The organism is Nocardia sp. NPDC050793 (genome assembly GCF_040654065.1).
Classification (GTDB): domain Bacteria; phylum Actinomycetota; class Actinomycetes; order Mycobacteriales; family Mycobacteriaceae; genus Nocardia.
Map to the genome: position 1 here is coordinate 1 of NZ_JBFAHG010000021.1, position 14,538 is coordinate 14,538.

General features: G+C 69.6%; 17 protein-coding genes and 1 riboswitch. Of the genes, 8 read left to right on the forward strand and 9 right to left on the reverse strand.

Translation table 11 applies throughout. The features are described from left to right. Positions 1–115: 115 nt before the first annotated feature. Entirely contained in the window at positions 116–925 is an 810-nt protein-coding gene (locus AB0H50_RS35110) for an enoyl-CoA hydratase-related protein (RefSeq protein ID WP_357461485.1), read from the forward strand. Between the two features lie 296 nt (positions 926–1,221). On the opposite strand, the gene AB0H50_RS35115 is transcribed toward AB0H50_RS35110, so the two are convergent. The 6 genes from AB0H50_RS35115 to carD form a co-directional block, all read right to left on the reverse strand. After that, complete coding sequence (locus AB0H50_RS35115) at positions 1,222–1,500, reverse strand: DUF4190 domain-containing protein (protein ID WP_357461487.1); 279 nt, start codon at positions 1,498–1,500, stop codon at positions 1,222–1,224. Positions 1,501–1,653: 153 nt separating this feature from the next. Continuing rightward, a complete protein-coding gene (rlmB, locus tag AB0H50_RS35120) occupies positions 1,654–2,625 on the reverse strand; it encodes a 23S rRNA (guanosine(2251)-2'-O)-methyltransferase RlmB (protein WP_357461490.1) in 972 nt (323 codons plus the stop codon). Further along, positions 2,625–4,028: a cysteine--tRNA ligase gene (gene cysS, locus AB0H50_RS35125; RefSeq protein ID WP_357461492.1), complete on the reverse strand. Its 1,404-nt coding sequence runs from the start codon at positions 4,026–4,028 to the stop codon at positions 2,625–2,627. The genes rlmB and cysS overlap by 1 nt, the downstream gene beginning before the upstream one ends. Before the next feature lie 190 nt (positions 4,029–4,218). Then, on the reverse strand, positions 4,219–4,686 hold the full coding sequence (gene ispF, locus AB0H50_RS35130; protein WP_357461576.1) for a 2-C-methyl-D-erythritol 2,4-cyclodiphosphate synthase: 468 nt from the start codon (positions 4,684–4,686) through the stop codon (positions 4,219–4,221). A gap of 13 nt (positions 4,687–4,699) precedes the next feature. Next, positions 4,700–5,392: a 2-C-methyl-D-erythritol 4-phosphate cytidylyltransferase gene (gene ispD, locus AB0H50_RS35135; RefSeq protein ID WP_357461495.1), complete on the reverse strand. Its 693-nt coding sequence runs from the start codon at positions 5,390–5,392 to the stop codon at positions 4,700–4,702. 2 nt (positions 5,393–5,394) lie between these two features. Next, positions 5,395–5,883 carry an RNA polymerase-binding transcription factor CarD gene (gene carD / locus AB0H50_RS35140; RefSeq protein WP_011206964.1) on the reverse strand — a complete coding sequence of 163 codons (489 nt, stop codon included), beginning with the start codon at positions 5,881–5,883 and terminating at the stop codon, positions 5,395–5,397. Positions 5,884–6,249: 366 nt separating this feature from the next. On the opposite strand from carD, the gene AB0H50_RS35145 reads away from it, so the two are divergent. From AB0H50_RS35145 to disA, 3 genes are all read left to right on the forward strand, one after another. Then, positions 6,250–6,951: a hypothetical protein gene (locus AB0H50_RS35145; RefSeq protein ID WP_357461497.1), complete on the forward strand. Its 702-nt coding sequence runs from the start codon at positions 6,250–6,252 to the stop codon at positions 6,949–6,951. 111 nt (positions 6,952–7,062) lie between these two features. After that, on the forward strand, positions 7,063–8,463 hold the full coding sequence (gene radA / locus AB0H50_RS35150) for a DNA repair protein RadA (protein WP_357461500.1): 1,401 nt from the start codon (positions 7,063–7,065) through the stop codon (positions 8,461–8,463). Positions 8,464–8,486: 23 nt separating this feature from the next. Next, positions 8,487–9,608 carry a DNA integrity scanning diadenylate cyclase DisA gene (disA, locus tag AB0H50_RS35155; protein ID WP_357461578.1) on the forward strand — a complete coding sequence of 374 codons (1,122 nt, stop codon included), beginning with the start codon at positions 8,487–8,489 and terminating at the stop codon, positions 9,606–9,608. Between the two features lie 6 nt (positions 9,609–9,614). Here disA and AB0H50_RS35160 read toward each other — a convergent pair whose 3' ends face one another. Beyond that, positions 9,615–10,274, reverse strand: a complete 660-nt coding sequence (locus AB0H50_RS35160; RefSeq protein WP_357461502.1) for a hypothetical protein — start codon at positions 10,272–10,274, stop codon at positions 9,615–9,617. Between the two features lie 123 nt (positions 10,275–10,397). Continuing rightward, complete coding sequence (locus tag AB0H50_RS35165) at positions 10,398–11,021, reverse strand: carbonic anhydrase (protein ID WP_357461504.1); 624 nt, start codon at positions 11,019–11,021, stop codon at positions 10,398–10,400. 99 nt (positions 11,022–11,120) lie between these two features. Between AB0H50_RS35165 and AB0H50_RS35170 the strand changes: the two genes are divergently transcribed. Continuing rightward, positions 11,121–12,047: an A/G-specific adenine glycosylase gene (locus AB0H50_RS35170; protein ID WP_357461507.1), complete on the forward strand. Its 927-nt coding sequence runs from the start codon at positions 11,121–11,123 to the stop codon at positions 12,045–12,047. 24 nt (positions 12,048–12,071) lie between these two features. Here AB0H50_RS35170 and AB0H50_RS35175 read toward each other — a convergent pair whose 3' ends face one another. Next, a complete protein-coding gene (locus AB0H50_RS35175) occupies positions 12,072–12,815 on the reverse strand; it encodes an alpha/beta hydrolase (RefSeq protein WP_357461509.1) in 744 nt (247 codons plus the stop codon). 71 nt (positions 12,816–12,886) lie between these two features. Here AB0H50_RS35175 and mhuD point away from each other — a divergent pair, with 71 nt between their 5' ends. The 3 genes from mhuD (at position 12,887) to AB0H50_RS35190 (ending at position 14,511) form a co-directional block, all read left to right on the forward strand. After that, positions 12,887–13,204 (forward strand): mycobilin-forming heme oxygenase MhuD, encoded by a 318-nt coding sequence (gene mhuD / locus AB0H50_RS35180; RefSeq protein WP_357461511.1) that lies wholly within the window; start codon positions 12,887–12,889, stop codon positions 13,202–13,204. A gap of 54 nt (positions 13,205–13,258) precedes the next feature. Then, positions 13,259–13,442, forward strand: a riboswitch (cobalamin riboswitch). Between the two features lie 65 nt (positions 13,443–13,507). Beyond that, on the forward strand, positions 13,508–13,702 hold the full coding sequence (locus AB0H50_RS35185; protein WP_068055493.1) for a CbtB-domain containing protein: 195 nt from the start codon (positions 13,508–13,510) through the stop codon (positions 13,700–13,702). Then, positions 13,693–14,511 carry a CbtA family protein gene (locus tag AB0H50_RS35190; RefSeq protein WP_357461513.1) on the forward strand — a complete coding sequence of 273 codons (819 nt, stop codon included), beginning with the start codon at positions 13,693–13,695 and terminating at the stop codon, positions 14,509–14,511. The genes AB0H50_RS35185 and AB0H50_RS35190 overlap by 10 nt, the downstream gene beginning before the upstream one ends. The last annotated feature ends 27 nt before the right edge of the window (positions 14,512–14,538 follow it).

Sequence of the window (14,538 nt, forward strand, 5' to 3'; positions counted from 1 at the left end):
GTCGAAGCGCATGCGCCGCAGGCGCGAGTCTCGACCGCTCGGAAGCGAGACATGAAGGGCCGCGAACCCCGCGCGCGCCAGCGCGCCAAAGACAGAGCCGTTACCATCCTGTGGCATGAGTTCGGAATTGCTCGTCGATGTCTCCGCGGGCATCGCCGTCCTCACGCTCAACCGGCCCGCCCAGCAGAATGCCTTCACTCCGGCCATGGCCGCCGAGCTCGGTTCGGCACTGCAACGCTGCGACAGCGAGGATGCGATCCGAGCGGTCGTGATCACGGGGACGCCGCCCGCGTTCTGCGCGGGCGCGGATCTGTCCAACCGAGTCGGCGAGGTCAGCGCCACCATCGAGCCCGCGCCGTGGCGGGTGCGCAAGCCGGTGATCGCCGCGGTGAACGGGCACGCGGTCGGCATCGGGCTGGCGCTGGCGCTGCAATGCGATCTGCGGTACATGGCGCGCGACGCGGTCTACGGGCTGAACCAGGTGCGCCGCGGCGTGCTCGCCGACGGCTACGCGCACTGGACGCTGCCCCGGCTCGTCGGCATGGCCAATGCCGCCGACATCATGCTGACGGGCCGCACCTTCGACGGCGAGGAAGCCAAGGCGATGGGCCTGGCCAACGCGTGCCTCGCGGGCAGCGAGGTGCTGCCGACCGCACTGTCGGTGGCGCACGATCTGGCCAACGGTTCGGCGCCGCTGCCGGTGGCGCTGTCCAAGCGCCTGCTCTGGGAGGGCCTCGGCATGAGCCCCGCCATGGTCGGCCAGCTGGAGTCGGAGCTCAACGCCCACGTCGGCAAGAGCGTCGACGGCGGAGAGGCGATGGCGGCGTTCCGTGACCGCAGGCAGCCGAACTGGACCGGAAGCATCAGCTCCGAATGGCCCGCGTGGGACGGCCGCGCTGACGCCGAGCGACCGGGACTCGACTGAGCACCATGCGGTAGCGCTGGTGCGTGCTGCAGTACCCCATCGCGCCGCTGAGTCCGCGCAGGCGACGGTGGGGCCTCATCGGCGGCGCTGCCGGACCGGTGGCAATGGCCGCGCGGACATCGGGCACGGACCGAGAGCTTGGCGTGCCCGCGCCTTGGCGGTGATCCACCACGTTGTCGGCGAGCGAGCTATCGGCTGCCGAGACCTCCTTGACCGATGCCTGCTCGGGTCGGCACATCAGAACATCGATGTCGCTGCTGTGATAGCCGATCAGCACTGAGCCGGAACTCGGCGAGCTAAGCGTTGCCGCTCAGTGTGATCAGCAGGAACGCGGTCGCCATCAGGACCATCAGTACGGTGCCGACGATACCGAGGATGTAGCCGACGAGAATTTGGGCGCGGCCGCCGATCGCGCCGCCGGATGCCTCGATCTGGTCGAGGGCGCGCTTGCCCAACGCCCACGCCACCGGGCCGAGCGCCCCGCAGCACAGGATGCTTGCCGCGCCGAGAAACAACACGGCCGTGGCATTGGGATGCTCGACCGTCGCACCGATGGGCTGGTTGGGTATCACCACTCACCGAATTCTACGGGGCTCCCAGGGATCTCCGCGTATTTTGCGGATCGCGCGAGGCACCGGGGCGTTTCGCGCCTGCCACAGAACAGCCCATCCGGCGGTTTGCGCAACCGTCGTCGAATCAGTTGTCGCGTACCGGCTTTCGCGAGCGAATCAGGCGCGACGCTGACGGGCGATCTCGGCGAGCACGACGCCCGCCGCCACCGACGCGTTCAGCGACTCGACCGACCCGGCCATCGGGATGCTCAGGATGCTGTCGCAGTTCTCCCTGACCAGGCGCGAGAGGCCCTTGCCCTCCGAGCCGACCACGATCACCGTCGGCGCGGTGCCGTCGAACTCGTCGAGCGTGGTGTCGCCGCCCATATCCAGGCCGACGATCTGCATGCCCTGGTTGGCCCAATCCTTCAGCGTGCGAGTCAGATTCGTGGCCCGCGCGACCGGGAGCCGGGCCGCGGCGCCCGCGCTGGTGCGCCAGGCGACGGCGGTGACGCTGGCGCTACGCCGCTGCGGGATCAGCACGCCCTGGCCGCCGAAGGCCGCGACGGAGCGGATCACCGCGCCGAGGTTGCGCGGGTCGGAGATGTTGTCCAGCGCGACGAGCAACGCGGGCTCGGCCGCGCCGCGCACCCGGTCCACCAGGTCGTCCGGGTGGGCGTAGCGGTATGGCGGCACCTGCAGGGCCAGACCCTGGTGCATGCCGTTGTTGCTCATCCGGTCCAGATCGGTGCGCGGCACCTCGAGGATGGAGATACCCGCGTTGGCCGCGGTCTGCACGCTCTCGGTGAGCCGCTCGTCGTTCTCGGTGCCGACCGCGACATACAGCGCCGTCGCGGGGACGCCTGCGCGCAGACACTCGACCACCGGGTTGCGGCCGAGCACCAACTCGGGACCGTCCTCTGGCTTGCGACCCGCTGCGCCCACGCGACCGGTCGGGCGTCCCTGAGCCGCCGCCTTGGCCTTGGCCGCGGCGCGCTTGGCCGCGGGATGCTTCGTCCGCATCTCGGCGGGCGGGGTGGCGCCGCGTCCCTCGAGCGCGCGCCTGCGCTTGCCGCCGGAACCGACGACCTGCCCCTTCTTGCTTCCCGTCTTGCGCACCGCGCCGCGGCGCTGCGAATTCCCTGCCATCAGTTCGCCTTTCCGCGCGCGTTGCCCAGCGACCACTGGGGTCCCTCGGCGGTGTCGGTCACCTCGATGCCCGCGGCGACAAGGCGGTCGCGCACGGCATCGGCGGTGGCCCAATCCTTGTCGGCGCGGGCCTGCTGGCGCCGGTCGAGTTCTGCGCGAACCAGCACGTCGAGCGCCGCCTGCGCCGTCGAGTTGTCTTCCGGGCTGTACCACTGCGGGTCGAACGGGCACACGCCGAGGATGTTCAGCATGGCGCGGACCTGCCCGGCCAGCTCCCGCGCGGTGTCGACCGCACCCGCCTCGAGCGCCTTGTTGCCCTCGTGCACCACGCGGTGCACCTCGGCAAGGGCGCGCGGCACGGCAAGGTTGTCGTCCATCGCCTCGGCGAACGCGTCGGTCCACTTGCCGACCGGAATCTCACCGGCCCGCTCGGTGACCCGGTGGATGAACGCCTCGATGCGCTGATAGGAGGCCGCGGCGTCGTACAGCGCCTTGTCGGAGTACTCCAGCATCGACCCGTAGTGCGCGCTACCGAGGTAGAACCGAAGCTCAACGGCGCGAACCTTTTTCAGCACGTTCGGCACGGAAAGCACGTTGCCGAGCGACTTGGACATCTTCTCGCCGCTCATGGTCACCCAGCCGTTGTGCAGCCAGTACTGCGCGAATCCGTCGCCGGCGGCCTTGGACTGGGCGATCTCGTTCTCGTGGTGCGGGAACACCAGATCCATACCGCCGCAATGGATGTCGAATTCCGCGCCGAGGTAGAACTCGGCCATGGCCGAGCACTCCAGGTGCCAGCCGGGACGGCCGGGGCCCCACGGCGACGGCCAGTTCGGCTCGCCGGGCTTGGCCGCCTTCCACAGCGTGAAATCGCGCGGGTCGCGCTTGCCCGCGCCCGCGCTCTCGCCCTGATGCACGTCCTCCAGCCGGTGGCCGGACAGCTTGCCGTAGTCCGGGTAGCTCTGCACGTCGAAGTAGACGTTGCCCTCGGAGGCGTAGGCGTGCCCGCGGTCGATGAGCCGCCGCATCAGATCGACCATCTGCGTGATGTGGCCGGTGGCCCGCGGCTCCGCGGACGGCGCCTGCACGCCGAGCATCTGGTAGGCCCGGTCGAAGGCGCGCTCGTAGGTCGCCGCCCACTCCCACCACGGGCGGCCCGCCTCGGCGGCCTTGTTCAGAATCTTGTCGTCGATATCGGTGACGTTGCGGATGAAGTACACGTCGTAGTCGTGGGCGAGCAGCCAGCGGCGCAGCACGTCGAACGCGACGCCGCTGCGCACATGACCGATATGAGGTTCCCCCTGCACGGTGGCGCCACAGAGGTACACCGAAGCGCGGCCGGGAACCAGCGGCGCGAAATCCCGCATGGTTCGGCGTTCGGTGTCAAAGAGGCGCAGTGTCACGGCAGTCGATCCTAGTCGGCGCCCTTCGACGACGTCCGGCCAGGCTCACACACGACCGGCGCGATCTCTGAGGTACGCCCGGCCGGTCGGAGCAGGGCGTTCGTGCCCCGGCTCGATCGACGGCCGCCCGCGGTGTCGAGTACGTGACCCCTCGGTCGCACGCACGGCCGGAGCGCAGAAGGGAATTCGCTCAGCCGCGGGCTTGCAGCAACGCGGTGGCGATCGACGCGACACCTTCTCCGCGACCCGTGAGACCGAGCCCGTCGGTGGTGGTTCCCGACACCGAAACCGGCGCGCCCAGCAGCTCGCCGAGCACCCGCTGCGCCTCGGCGCGGCGCGGTCCGATCTTCGGCCTGTTACCGATGACCTGCACCGCAGCGTTGACGATGTCGAATCCTGCCTCGTCGAGCAGCCTGCGTACCTCGGTCAGCATCGTGGCGCCGGAGACGCCCTCCCACTCGGGCCGGCCGGTGCCGAACACCGCGCCGACATCACCCAGCCCGGCCGCGGAGAGCAATGCGTCACAGAGCGCGTGCGCGGCGACGTCGCCGTCGGAATGGCCTGCGCAGCCGTCGGCGCCGTCGAACAGCAGTCCCGCCATCCAGCACGGACGACCGGGTTCGATGGGGTGTACGTCGCTGCCGATACCAACTCGCATGGTCACGACGTTCTCATACGCTGCGGGCCGCGTTGCAAACCGTCTCGGCGAGCATGAGATCCAGCGGGGTGGTGATCTTGAAGGCCATCGGGTCGCCGGGAATGGTGCGTACCTCGGCGCCGAGCCGCTCGACGAGTCCCGCGTCGTCGGTGGCGAGCACGTTCGTCTCGTAGGCGGCGCGCAGGAGATCGGCGGCGAAGCCCTGCGGGGTCTGGATCGCCCGCAGCGCGGCGCGATCGGGAGTGCCGGTCACCACGCCGTCCGGGTCGACCGACTTGACGGTGTCGACGACAGGAAGGGCGGGCACCACCGCTCGATGTCCCGCCCGCAACTCGGCCGCGACCCGGGCGATCAACGCGGGCGGGGTGAGCGCGCGGGCGGCGTCGTGCACCAGGAAATAGCCCGCGTCCGGTGCGGCGGCGAGACCCGCGCGCACCGAATCGGTGCGCTCGGCGCCTCCGACGACCACGCGCACCGCGTCCGAGGGCGGCAGCAGGGCGACTGCGCTCTCGACCAGTTCGACGGGGACCATCACGATGATGCGGTCGACCGCCCCGGAGGCCAGCAGGCCGTCCACGGCCAGCCGGACCATGGGTGTACCGCCGACCGCGACGAACGCCTTGGGCATGTTCTCACCCAAACGAACGCCGCGGCCGGCGGCAGGAACCAAGGCAACGACAGGACTGTCGCTGTCAGAGTTGTTCACGGTCAGGAAGCCGCTGCGAGAACCTCGTCGAGCAGCGTCTCGGCCTTGCCGTCATCGGTACCCTCGGCCAGCGCGAGTTCACCGACCAGGATCTGGCGGGCCTTCGCCAGCATGCGCTTCTCGCCGGCGGACAGCCCACGATCCTGCTCCCGACGCCACAGGTCGCGGACGACCTCGGCCACCTTGTTCACATCACCCGAGGCGAGCTTCTCCAGGTTGGCCTTGTAGCGACGGGACCAGTTGGTCGGCTCCTCGGTGTGCGGCGCGCGCAGCACCTGAAAGACCCGGTCGAGACCCTCCTGGCCGACGACGTCGCGCACGCCGACGTATTCGGCGTTCTCCGCGGGTACGCGAACGGTCAGATCGCCTTGGGCGACCTTCAGGACCAGATACTCTTTTTGCTCACCCTTGATGGTGCGAGTCTCGATTGCTTCGATCAGCGCCGCTCCGTGGTGGGGGTAAACGACGGTGTCTCCGACCTTAAAAATCATGTGTCCCGTGCCCCTTTCGATGTTCACAGTTTAACATGCGACTCGGTAACGGCGCGATCAACTGTGCAGGTCAGGGCCACAACGAGCGGACCGAGGGGGTTGACAGAACCCGGCCGTTGTGCATTACGTTGTGCCAGAACGAGTTATCCACCGGCGCCACCTCGGCCGTGTCCCGCCAGGCGCCCCGGCACTCGGCCCGCAACCGCACCCCCGGGCCACCGAACCGTTATGCAACGGATGCCGACCGTCCGCGGTGTCGCCCGGCCGAGATCCGGCCCGACCGACGGGTCCCCTGGGTCGACTACTACGCTGCCTAGTTACTACTCTCCGTAGCGGAGTGATCCCGGTCGACATGGAGGACAACCCGTGACTGCCCTGAAAGCTGTGACCGCCTCGTCGGTGGCGCGGAAGCCCCGTCTCATGGTGACTGTTGCCGCACTCGCCACGGGCGCCGCACTCGCCCTGTCCGGCTGCAGCGCGGGTCAGGTCTCCCAGACCGCGAACCAGGCCCCGGCCGTCAACGGCAACAACGCCGAGGTCGAGGACATCTCGCTGCGCAACGTGCACATCGTGTACCCGTCCGAGGGCTACACCAATGTCAAGGGCGGCAAGGCGCTCATCGCGCTGTCCATCGTGAACAACAGCGAGACGGTCACCGACGAGCTCACCAGCGTCACCACCGACCTCGGCCAGGTGAAGATCACCCCGCCGTCGGGTCAGTCCTCGGTGAAGCTGGAGCCGCAGCAGACCGTCGTCGCGGCGCCCGCCGAGCACGGCGGCAAGAGCGCGACCGACTCGCACGGCGCCGACAGCCACGGTTCGGACACCCACGGCGCGCAGCCGACCAAGCAGCAGACCGCCGATCCGGAGGCCAAGCCCGCCACCATCGAGATCACCGGTCTGACCAAGGACATCACCCCCGGCCTGACCTACACCGTCTCGTTCAACTTCAAGGAGAACGGCACCGTGCAGGTCCAGGTGCCGGTGGACGCGGGCACCGAGGCCGAGCGTCACGAGTCCGACAAGTCGGGCCCGGCCGAAGGCGGCGGCCACGGCGGCGGCCACTGAGCCGTCCGTCCGTCGCGGACTCCGAAAGGCTGTCGCACCCGGTGCGGCAGCCTTTTCCATACCCGCCGCGTCCGGCGCGGTTCTGTCGGGACCGGTACGTAAGGTGCGCCTGTGGCAAAGATTAAGCCGATCTTCCGGTGCTCCGCCTGCTCGCACGAGGTGGCGAAGTGGGTGGGCAAGTGCCCGGACTGCGGCGGGTGGGGCACCGTGGACGAGGTGGCCGTCTCGGCCGCGTCGGCGGCCGCGCCGGGCAGGCGCGCGATGCTGCCGAGCACCGCTGCGGCCCCGATCTCCACGATCGATTCGAAGGTCACCAAGGCAAGGCCGACCGGCGTCGGCGAGCTGGACCGGGTGCTCGGCGGCGGCGTGGTCGCGGGCTCGGTAGTGCTGCTTTCCGGCGAGCCCGGCGTCGGCAAGTCGACGCTGTTGCTCGAGGTCGCGCACCGGTGGGCCAAGCAGCGCGACGAGAAGTCGCTGTACGTGACCGCCGAGGAGTCCGCAGGACAGGTCCGGCTGCGCGCCGACCGCACCGGCGCGGTGCACGAGCGGGTGTACCTGGCGGCGGAGTCGGATCTGTCCATCGTGCTGGGACACATCGAGCAGGTGCGGCCGACGCTGCTGGTGGTCGACTCGGTGCAGACCATGCTCGCGCCGGACGTGGACGGTGTCATCGGCGGCGTCACCCAGGTGCGCGCGGTGACGGCGGCGCTCACCTCGCTGGCCAAGGCGAGCGGGATCGCCGTGCTGCTGGTGGGACACGTGACCAAGGACGGCAACGTGGCGGGACCGCGCACCCTGGAACACCTGGTGGACGTGGTGTTGCAGTTCGAGGGCGACAAGAACTCCACGCTGCGCATGGTGCGCGGCATCAAGAACCGCTTCGGCAGCGCCGACGAGGTCGGCTGTTTCGAGTTGCACGAGGACGGCATCGCGGGCGTCGACGACCCGTCGGGACTGTTCCTGCACCACCGCACCGATTCGGTGCCGGGCACCGCGGTCACCGTCGCGATGGACGGCAAACGGCCGCTGGTCGGCGAGGTGCAGGGCCTGACGGTGAAGACCGAGATCCCCGCGCCACGCCGCGCGGTCAGCGGACTCGACTACAACCGGGTCGCCATGGTGCTCGCGGTGCTGCAGAGTCGCGGCCGGGTCTTTCTCGGCAAGCACGACGTCTACGCGGCGACCGTCGGCGGGATGCGGCTGGTCGAGCCCGCCGCCGACCTGGCCATCGCGCTGGCCATCGCCAGCGCCGAATCCGACACCGCGCTGCCGCCCGGCTGGGTGATACTCGGCGAGGTCGGCCTGGCGGGCGAGGTACGCAAGGTGACCGGCTTGGCACGTAGGCTGGCCGAGGCGCAGCGCCTCGGGTTCACCACCGCGCTGGTGCCGCCAGGGCTGGAGCGAGTGAAGGGCGGGGGCATGAAGATTCACGAGGTGACCGACGTCGGCTCCGCACTGCGGATCAGCGGCCTGCGGGCGCGGCGGGCGCAACGGGCCGAGGCGGCCGAGTGATTCCGGGGCGGTGGGCGGCGTACCTGCTCGGCAAGCCGGCCCGCCTCGCGCCCCGTCCTCCGGTCCAGGTCGCCAGGAACCGGCTCGCCGAGGTCGTCACCAGGCTCGCGCCAGGCACGCCGCTGCGTGACGGACTGGAACGCATCCAGCGCGGCCGCACCGGCGGCCTGATCGTGCTCGGCTACGACGACGACGTCGAGCGCCTCTGCGACGGCGGCTTCGAGCTCGACGTCGAATTCGCGCCGACCCGATTGCGCGAGCTGTCGAAGATGGACGGCGCGGTGGTGCTCTCCACCGACGGCGCCCGAATCCTGCGCGCCAACGTGCATTTGGTGCCCGATCCGAACCTGCCGAGCGCGGAGTCCGGCACCCGGCATCGAGCCGCGGAGCGGACCGCCGCCCAGACCGGCCACCCAGTGATCGCGGTGAGCAAGTCGATGCGCACCGTGACGCTGTACGTCGACGACGTCCGCCACCTGGTCGAGCCATCGGCCACGATTCTGGGCAGGGCGAACCAGGCGCTCGGCACGTTGGAGCGCTACAAGACCCGGCTGGATCAGGTGTGCGGGCAGCTCTCCGAGAGCGAGATCGAGGATGTCGTCACGCTGCGCGACGCGTTGTCGGCGGCCCAGCGCCTGGAACTGGTGCGCCGCCTGGCCGAAGAGATCGAGCAGAGCGTGCTCGAACTCGGGGCCGACGGCCGCCAGCTGGCGCTGCAACTGGAGGATCTGGTCGGCGACAGCGCGTGGCTGCGCGAACTGCTCATCCGCGACTATCTGGCGAGCGAGCCTGCCGCTGCGGCGGTGGATCACGCGCTGGCGAGCCTGGACCTGCTCACCGACGCCGAACTGCTCGACCTCACCAATCTGGCTGCGCCGCTCGGCTATCCGAACACCATCGAGGCGCTGGACCTGCCGATGCGTCCGCGCGGCTACCGGGCGCTCACCCGGATTCCCCGGCTGCGCTTCACCCATATCGAATCGCTGGTCGACTCGTTCGGCTCGCTGCAGGGGTTGCTCGTGGCCACCGCGAGCGATCTGCAGTCCGTCGACGGGATCGGGGTGCCGAGGGCGCGGCAGATCCGCGAGGGGCTGACCCGGCTCGCCGACCCGGGTGTGGAGAATTCGTTCGACAGGGGCCGGTGAACCGGCTCAGGCGATATTGAACGGCTCGGCCGCGCTGCGCACCGAACCCAGTTGCGCGACAACCGAATACGGCCCCGGCGGGACCGGGACCCGCTCGCCGGCGCAATTCGGCTGCGAGGTGGAGCCGGACCAGGTGACCTGAAACGCGGCCTGTTCACCGCGATTCATGTTGCGCACGTCGGGCTGACCGTCCGGGTAGCAATCGGTACTCGACCACAGCCTGCGGCTGCCGTCGAGGGTGTACACCGAGATCTGCTGCAGCCCGGAGCCGACGTCGCGGGAACAGGTCACCGAGGAGATGTTGGTGATCACGATGCCGAACACCGGCTGCTCGCCCGCCTTGTAGGTGGGCTGCTCGACGGTCACCTTCACCGCGAGCGATTGATCGGGACACTGCGCCGCCGCCGCGGGAATCGCGCTCGGCACCGGGCTTGCCGAAGACTTCGGCGCGTCCGCGGCCGAGGACTTGGCCGGGTCGCCCGGCTTCTTCACCGACGAAGTCGAACTCGACGCGGCCTGCTTGGCGTCACCGGGCGAGCCGCCACCGCGGACGGCCATCACCACCAGCCAAATCACCAGCGCGAGCGCCACGACCAGGATCCCGATGGCGAAAACGCGACGTCGCCAGTAGATCTCCGGAGGCAGCGGTCCAGTCGGTTCCAGCACGATTCAAACTTACGGGCAGCATCGGGCGCGGTGTCTCAGGACCTCGGCGTGTCGGATGGGACGACGCCATGGTGCCGGGTGTATGGCACCCGGCACGCTGGGGAAACTCCGCACTGAACCGGTTCAGACGACCTCGCCGATGTTGCCGACGACACGCTGCAACCTGACTTGCCCTTCGGCCAGTTTGTAAGTGACGCAGGCGATGGCGAGCTCGCCGGTCGCGACCCGCTGGGAAACGATCATCGACCGTTGCATCAGCAGCCTGCTCGTCTCGACGACGTGCCTGGCCTCCATCTCGTCCACGCTGGACAGGCCCTCGCGGCGGCCGATCAGGATGGAGGGCGAGACCTTCTCGACGACGCTGCGGATGAATCCGCCGGGCACCTCGCCGCCGTCGAGCGCGTCGATGGTCGCTTTCACCGCGCCGCAGCTGTCGTGTCCGAGCACCACGATCAGCGGTACGTTCAGCACCTGCACGCCGTATTCGATGGAGCCGAGCACCGAGCTGTCCACCACGTGGCCCGCGGTGCGCACGACGAACATGTCGCCGAGCCCTTGGTCGAAGATCAACTCCGCCGCCACGCGCGAGTCGCCGCAACCGAACACGATGGCGGAAGGATGCTGACCGCCGACGAGCTTCGCCCGGTCGGCGGCCCCTTGACTAGGATGCAACAGCGTGCCGTTGACGAAACGCTCGTTGCCCTCGCGGAGGGACTTCCAGGCGCTGATCGGGTTGGAATCAGACATACCGACCATTGTGCACAACGCAATCGCTACCAGCGAGTCTGTTTCGTTACGGGTCGGCAAATATGGACTGGCCGCCGACTGGCGGAGACGGTGAGGGCAATGCGTAGCGGCACTGGTCGAGGCACCTCGGCCCGGCAACAAATCGGCGATCGCGGCATCGACCCCGACGCGCTGCTGGACTGGTACGGCGAGACCGCCCGCGACCTGCCGTGGCGACGTCCTGGCGTCACCGCGTGGCAGATCTTGATGAGCGAGATCATGCTGCAGCAGACGCCGGTCGTGCGGGTCGAGCCGATCTGGCTGGAGTGGGTGGCGCGCTGGCCGGTGCCGTCGGCGATGGCAGCGTCCTCCCAGGCCGAGGTGCTGCGCGCGTGGGGCAAGCTCGGCTATCCGCGGCGTGCGCTGCGGCTGCACGAGTGCGCGCGGGTGCTCGCCGCCGAACACGGCGACGAGGTCCCCGCCGACGTGGACGTGCTGCTCGGGTTGCCCGGCATCGGCGCGTACACGGCGCGGGCGGTCGCCTGCTTCGCCTACGGCCAGCGCGTCCCGGTGGTGGACACCAATGTGCGCAGGGTGGTCGCGCGCGCCGTGCACGGCCGCGCCGAGGCAGGCAACCCCGCCGCGCGCGACCTGGCCGAGACCGAGGCGCTGCTGCCCGCGAAGATCGACCGCGCCGCAAGGTTTTCCGCGGCGCTGATGGAACTCGGCGCGACGGTGTGCACCGCGCGCACGCCCGACTGTGCGCGATGCCCGCTGCCGGTCTGCGCGTGGGTGACCGCGGGCCGTCCGGTGTCGGAGATGGTGCGCCGCACCCAGAAGTACGAGGGCACCGACCGCCAGGCGCGCGGCCGCCTGCTCGACGTGCTGCGCGCCGCGAGCGGACCGGTGGAACGGGGGCGCCTCGACCTGGCCTGGACCCGTGATCCCGGCCAGCGCGACCGGGCGCTCGACTCGCTGCTGATCGACGGGTTGATCGAGCAGACGGCCGACGGGCTGTTCGCGCTCGCGGGCGAGGGAGATCGTTAGCGGCGCCGCCGGTCGCGGCGCAGCTCAGTCCAGAACCCGGCCGAGGAAGCGCTCCACCTCGGCGCGGTAGCGCTCCGGCTGGTCGTCGTGGACCAGATGCCCGGCGTCCGGGATCAGCACATACTCCGCGTTCGGGTTGGTCGCGGCCATCTCCCGCATCTGCCCGGCCGGTGTGATGGTGCGCTCACCCTCGATGAGCAGCACCGGAACGCGCACCGCCCGCCACTGCTCCCAGAAATGGCGGGTGCCCCACTCTTCGGAGATGTCGCGAAAAGTCGCGACCGAGCCGTGCAGGCGGTATCCGTCGGGGCCGTGCTCGAACGAGTTCAGGAAGTAGCGCCCGGCGACCGGACCGAAGTACTCGAGCACCGAATCGGCGTCCGGAAACGGCTGCGGCCAGGCTTCGATCATGGCGGCCCAGTCGGCGGCGGTACGCCCGGTGAAATCGGGGGCGATGTCCTCGACCACCAGCGCGCGCACCCGTTCCGGATACTGCGCGGCGAAGACCCAGCCGTGCAGCGCGCCCATCGAATGGCCGATGACCACCATCGGCTCGGTGACCCGCTCGGTGGCTTCGGCGAGATCGGCGACGAACGCCTCGGTGGTCAGCTCCTGCGGCGCGGGGCGGCCGTGGCCCGCCGCGTCGAAGGTGTAGACGTGCCCGTGGCGGCGCAGCCAATCGAGCTGTTCGCCCCAGGTGCGCGCGCTGCCCATCAACCCGTGCAGCAGCAGGATCGGCACGCCTGCTCCGCCTTCGTCGTACCACATCGGCTCGATTGTGCCCCCGGGCTCGTCCGGGCGCGCGACCGACCGCACGCGGGCGACGTATTGTCGAGGTCATGGCTGTTGTGAAGATCAACGCGATCGAGGTCCCCGAAGGCGCAGGACCCGAGCTGGAGAAGCGCTTCGCGCACCGCGCGCACGCGGTGGAGAACTCGCCCGGCTTCCTCGGCTTCCAGTTGCTGCGCCCGGTCGCGGGCGAGAACCGGTATTTCGTGGTGACCCAGTGGGATTCCGAGGAATCCTTCGCCGCATGGCGGGACGGTCCAGCGCGCGCCGCGCACGCGGGCAGCGGCGACAAGAAGCCGGTCGCCACCGGCGCTTCGCTGCTCGAATTCGAGGTCGTCCTGGACGTCGCGGCCAAGTCCGCGTCCTGAGCCGAGCGGGTAACGACTCGCCCACACCGTGGTCAACAGCTTTCGATCGTGTTGACGACGGGCGCACGATGGTGTCACAGTTCGAGGTGACCAAGCGAGGGTGATGCGGTAATTCCGGTGTGATTCCGGAGCGGTCGCGCCACTGTATTCCACGCATCGAGTCCGTTTCCGGCCGTGCAGGCCGGGGCGGGTCGCGGTGCCGGAAAGCCAGACACCGGCACCGTCGCACCACCATCTCACGGGACGCGAAAGCGTTTCGCCGGACGCGAAGTCCGGTTGGGACGTATCCCTAGGAGGACTCGAATGGCCATCGCGCATACACCGAGCCGGGCAACCGAATCCCTGGCAACCGTGCTCGTCACGGTAGGTGTCGTTCTTCTCGCACTGCTCACGCTGTACCTGGTCGGCTTCGATCAGGGCGCCATCTCGCGCAGCGGGATGTTCATGCACGAGCTGATGCATGACGGACGGCACTTGCTGGGTGTTCCGTGCCACTGAATCAACCCACCCTGCCGAGCCCCCTGGCCGGCTCACTCAAAACCCTGCTGCTGCGCGGCCTGCTCGCCGGTCTGATCGCCGGCCTGCTGGCCGCCACGGTGGGATATTTCGTCGGCGAACCCAAGGTCGACGCCGCCATCGCCATCGAGGAGGCGAACGCGGCCACCGAGGATTCGCACCACGCTCCTGACGAACCCGCCTCGGGCCACTCCCACGGTGACGGGGAGGAGCCGCTGGTCGGCCGGCCCGGACAGAAGTTCGGCCAGTTCCTCGCCCTCGGCCTCAGCGGTCTCGCCTTCGGCGCGATCTTCGCTTCGGTCGCGCATTTCGCGCGGCGTCACACCGGCCTGTCCGGTCCGAAACTGGCGATCGGGCTCGGTGTCGCGGGCTGGGCCGCGATCGTCGCGGTGCCGTTCTTCAAATACCCGGCGAACCCGCCCGCGGTCGGCGATCCGGAGACCATCAACGACCGCACCCTGCTGTGGGTGGCCTCGGTGCTGCTCGGCCTCGCGGCCGTCGGCGCCGCGGTGTATGCGTACAAGCTGCTGCGGGGACAGCTGGACACCGTCCGGCTGATCGCTGGTGCGGCCGCGTTCGTGCTGATCACCACGCTGGGCTACGTCCTGCTGCCCGGCGTCGACGAGGTGGCCGCCGACTTCCCGCCGAGCCTGCTGTGGCAGTTCCGGGTCGCGTCGCTGGCCGTCTCCGCCACGCTGTGGGCGGCGCTCGGTCTCGGTTTCGCGGCGCTCACCGAGTTCGCGCAGCGCACTGGCACCCCGGTACGGGGCGAGGTTGCTACCGCGGGCTGATCCGCGTCCAGAAGATCAGGGGCAGTG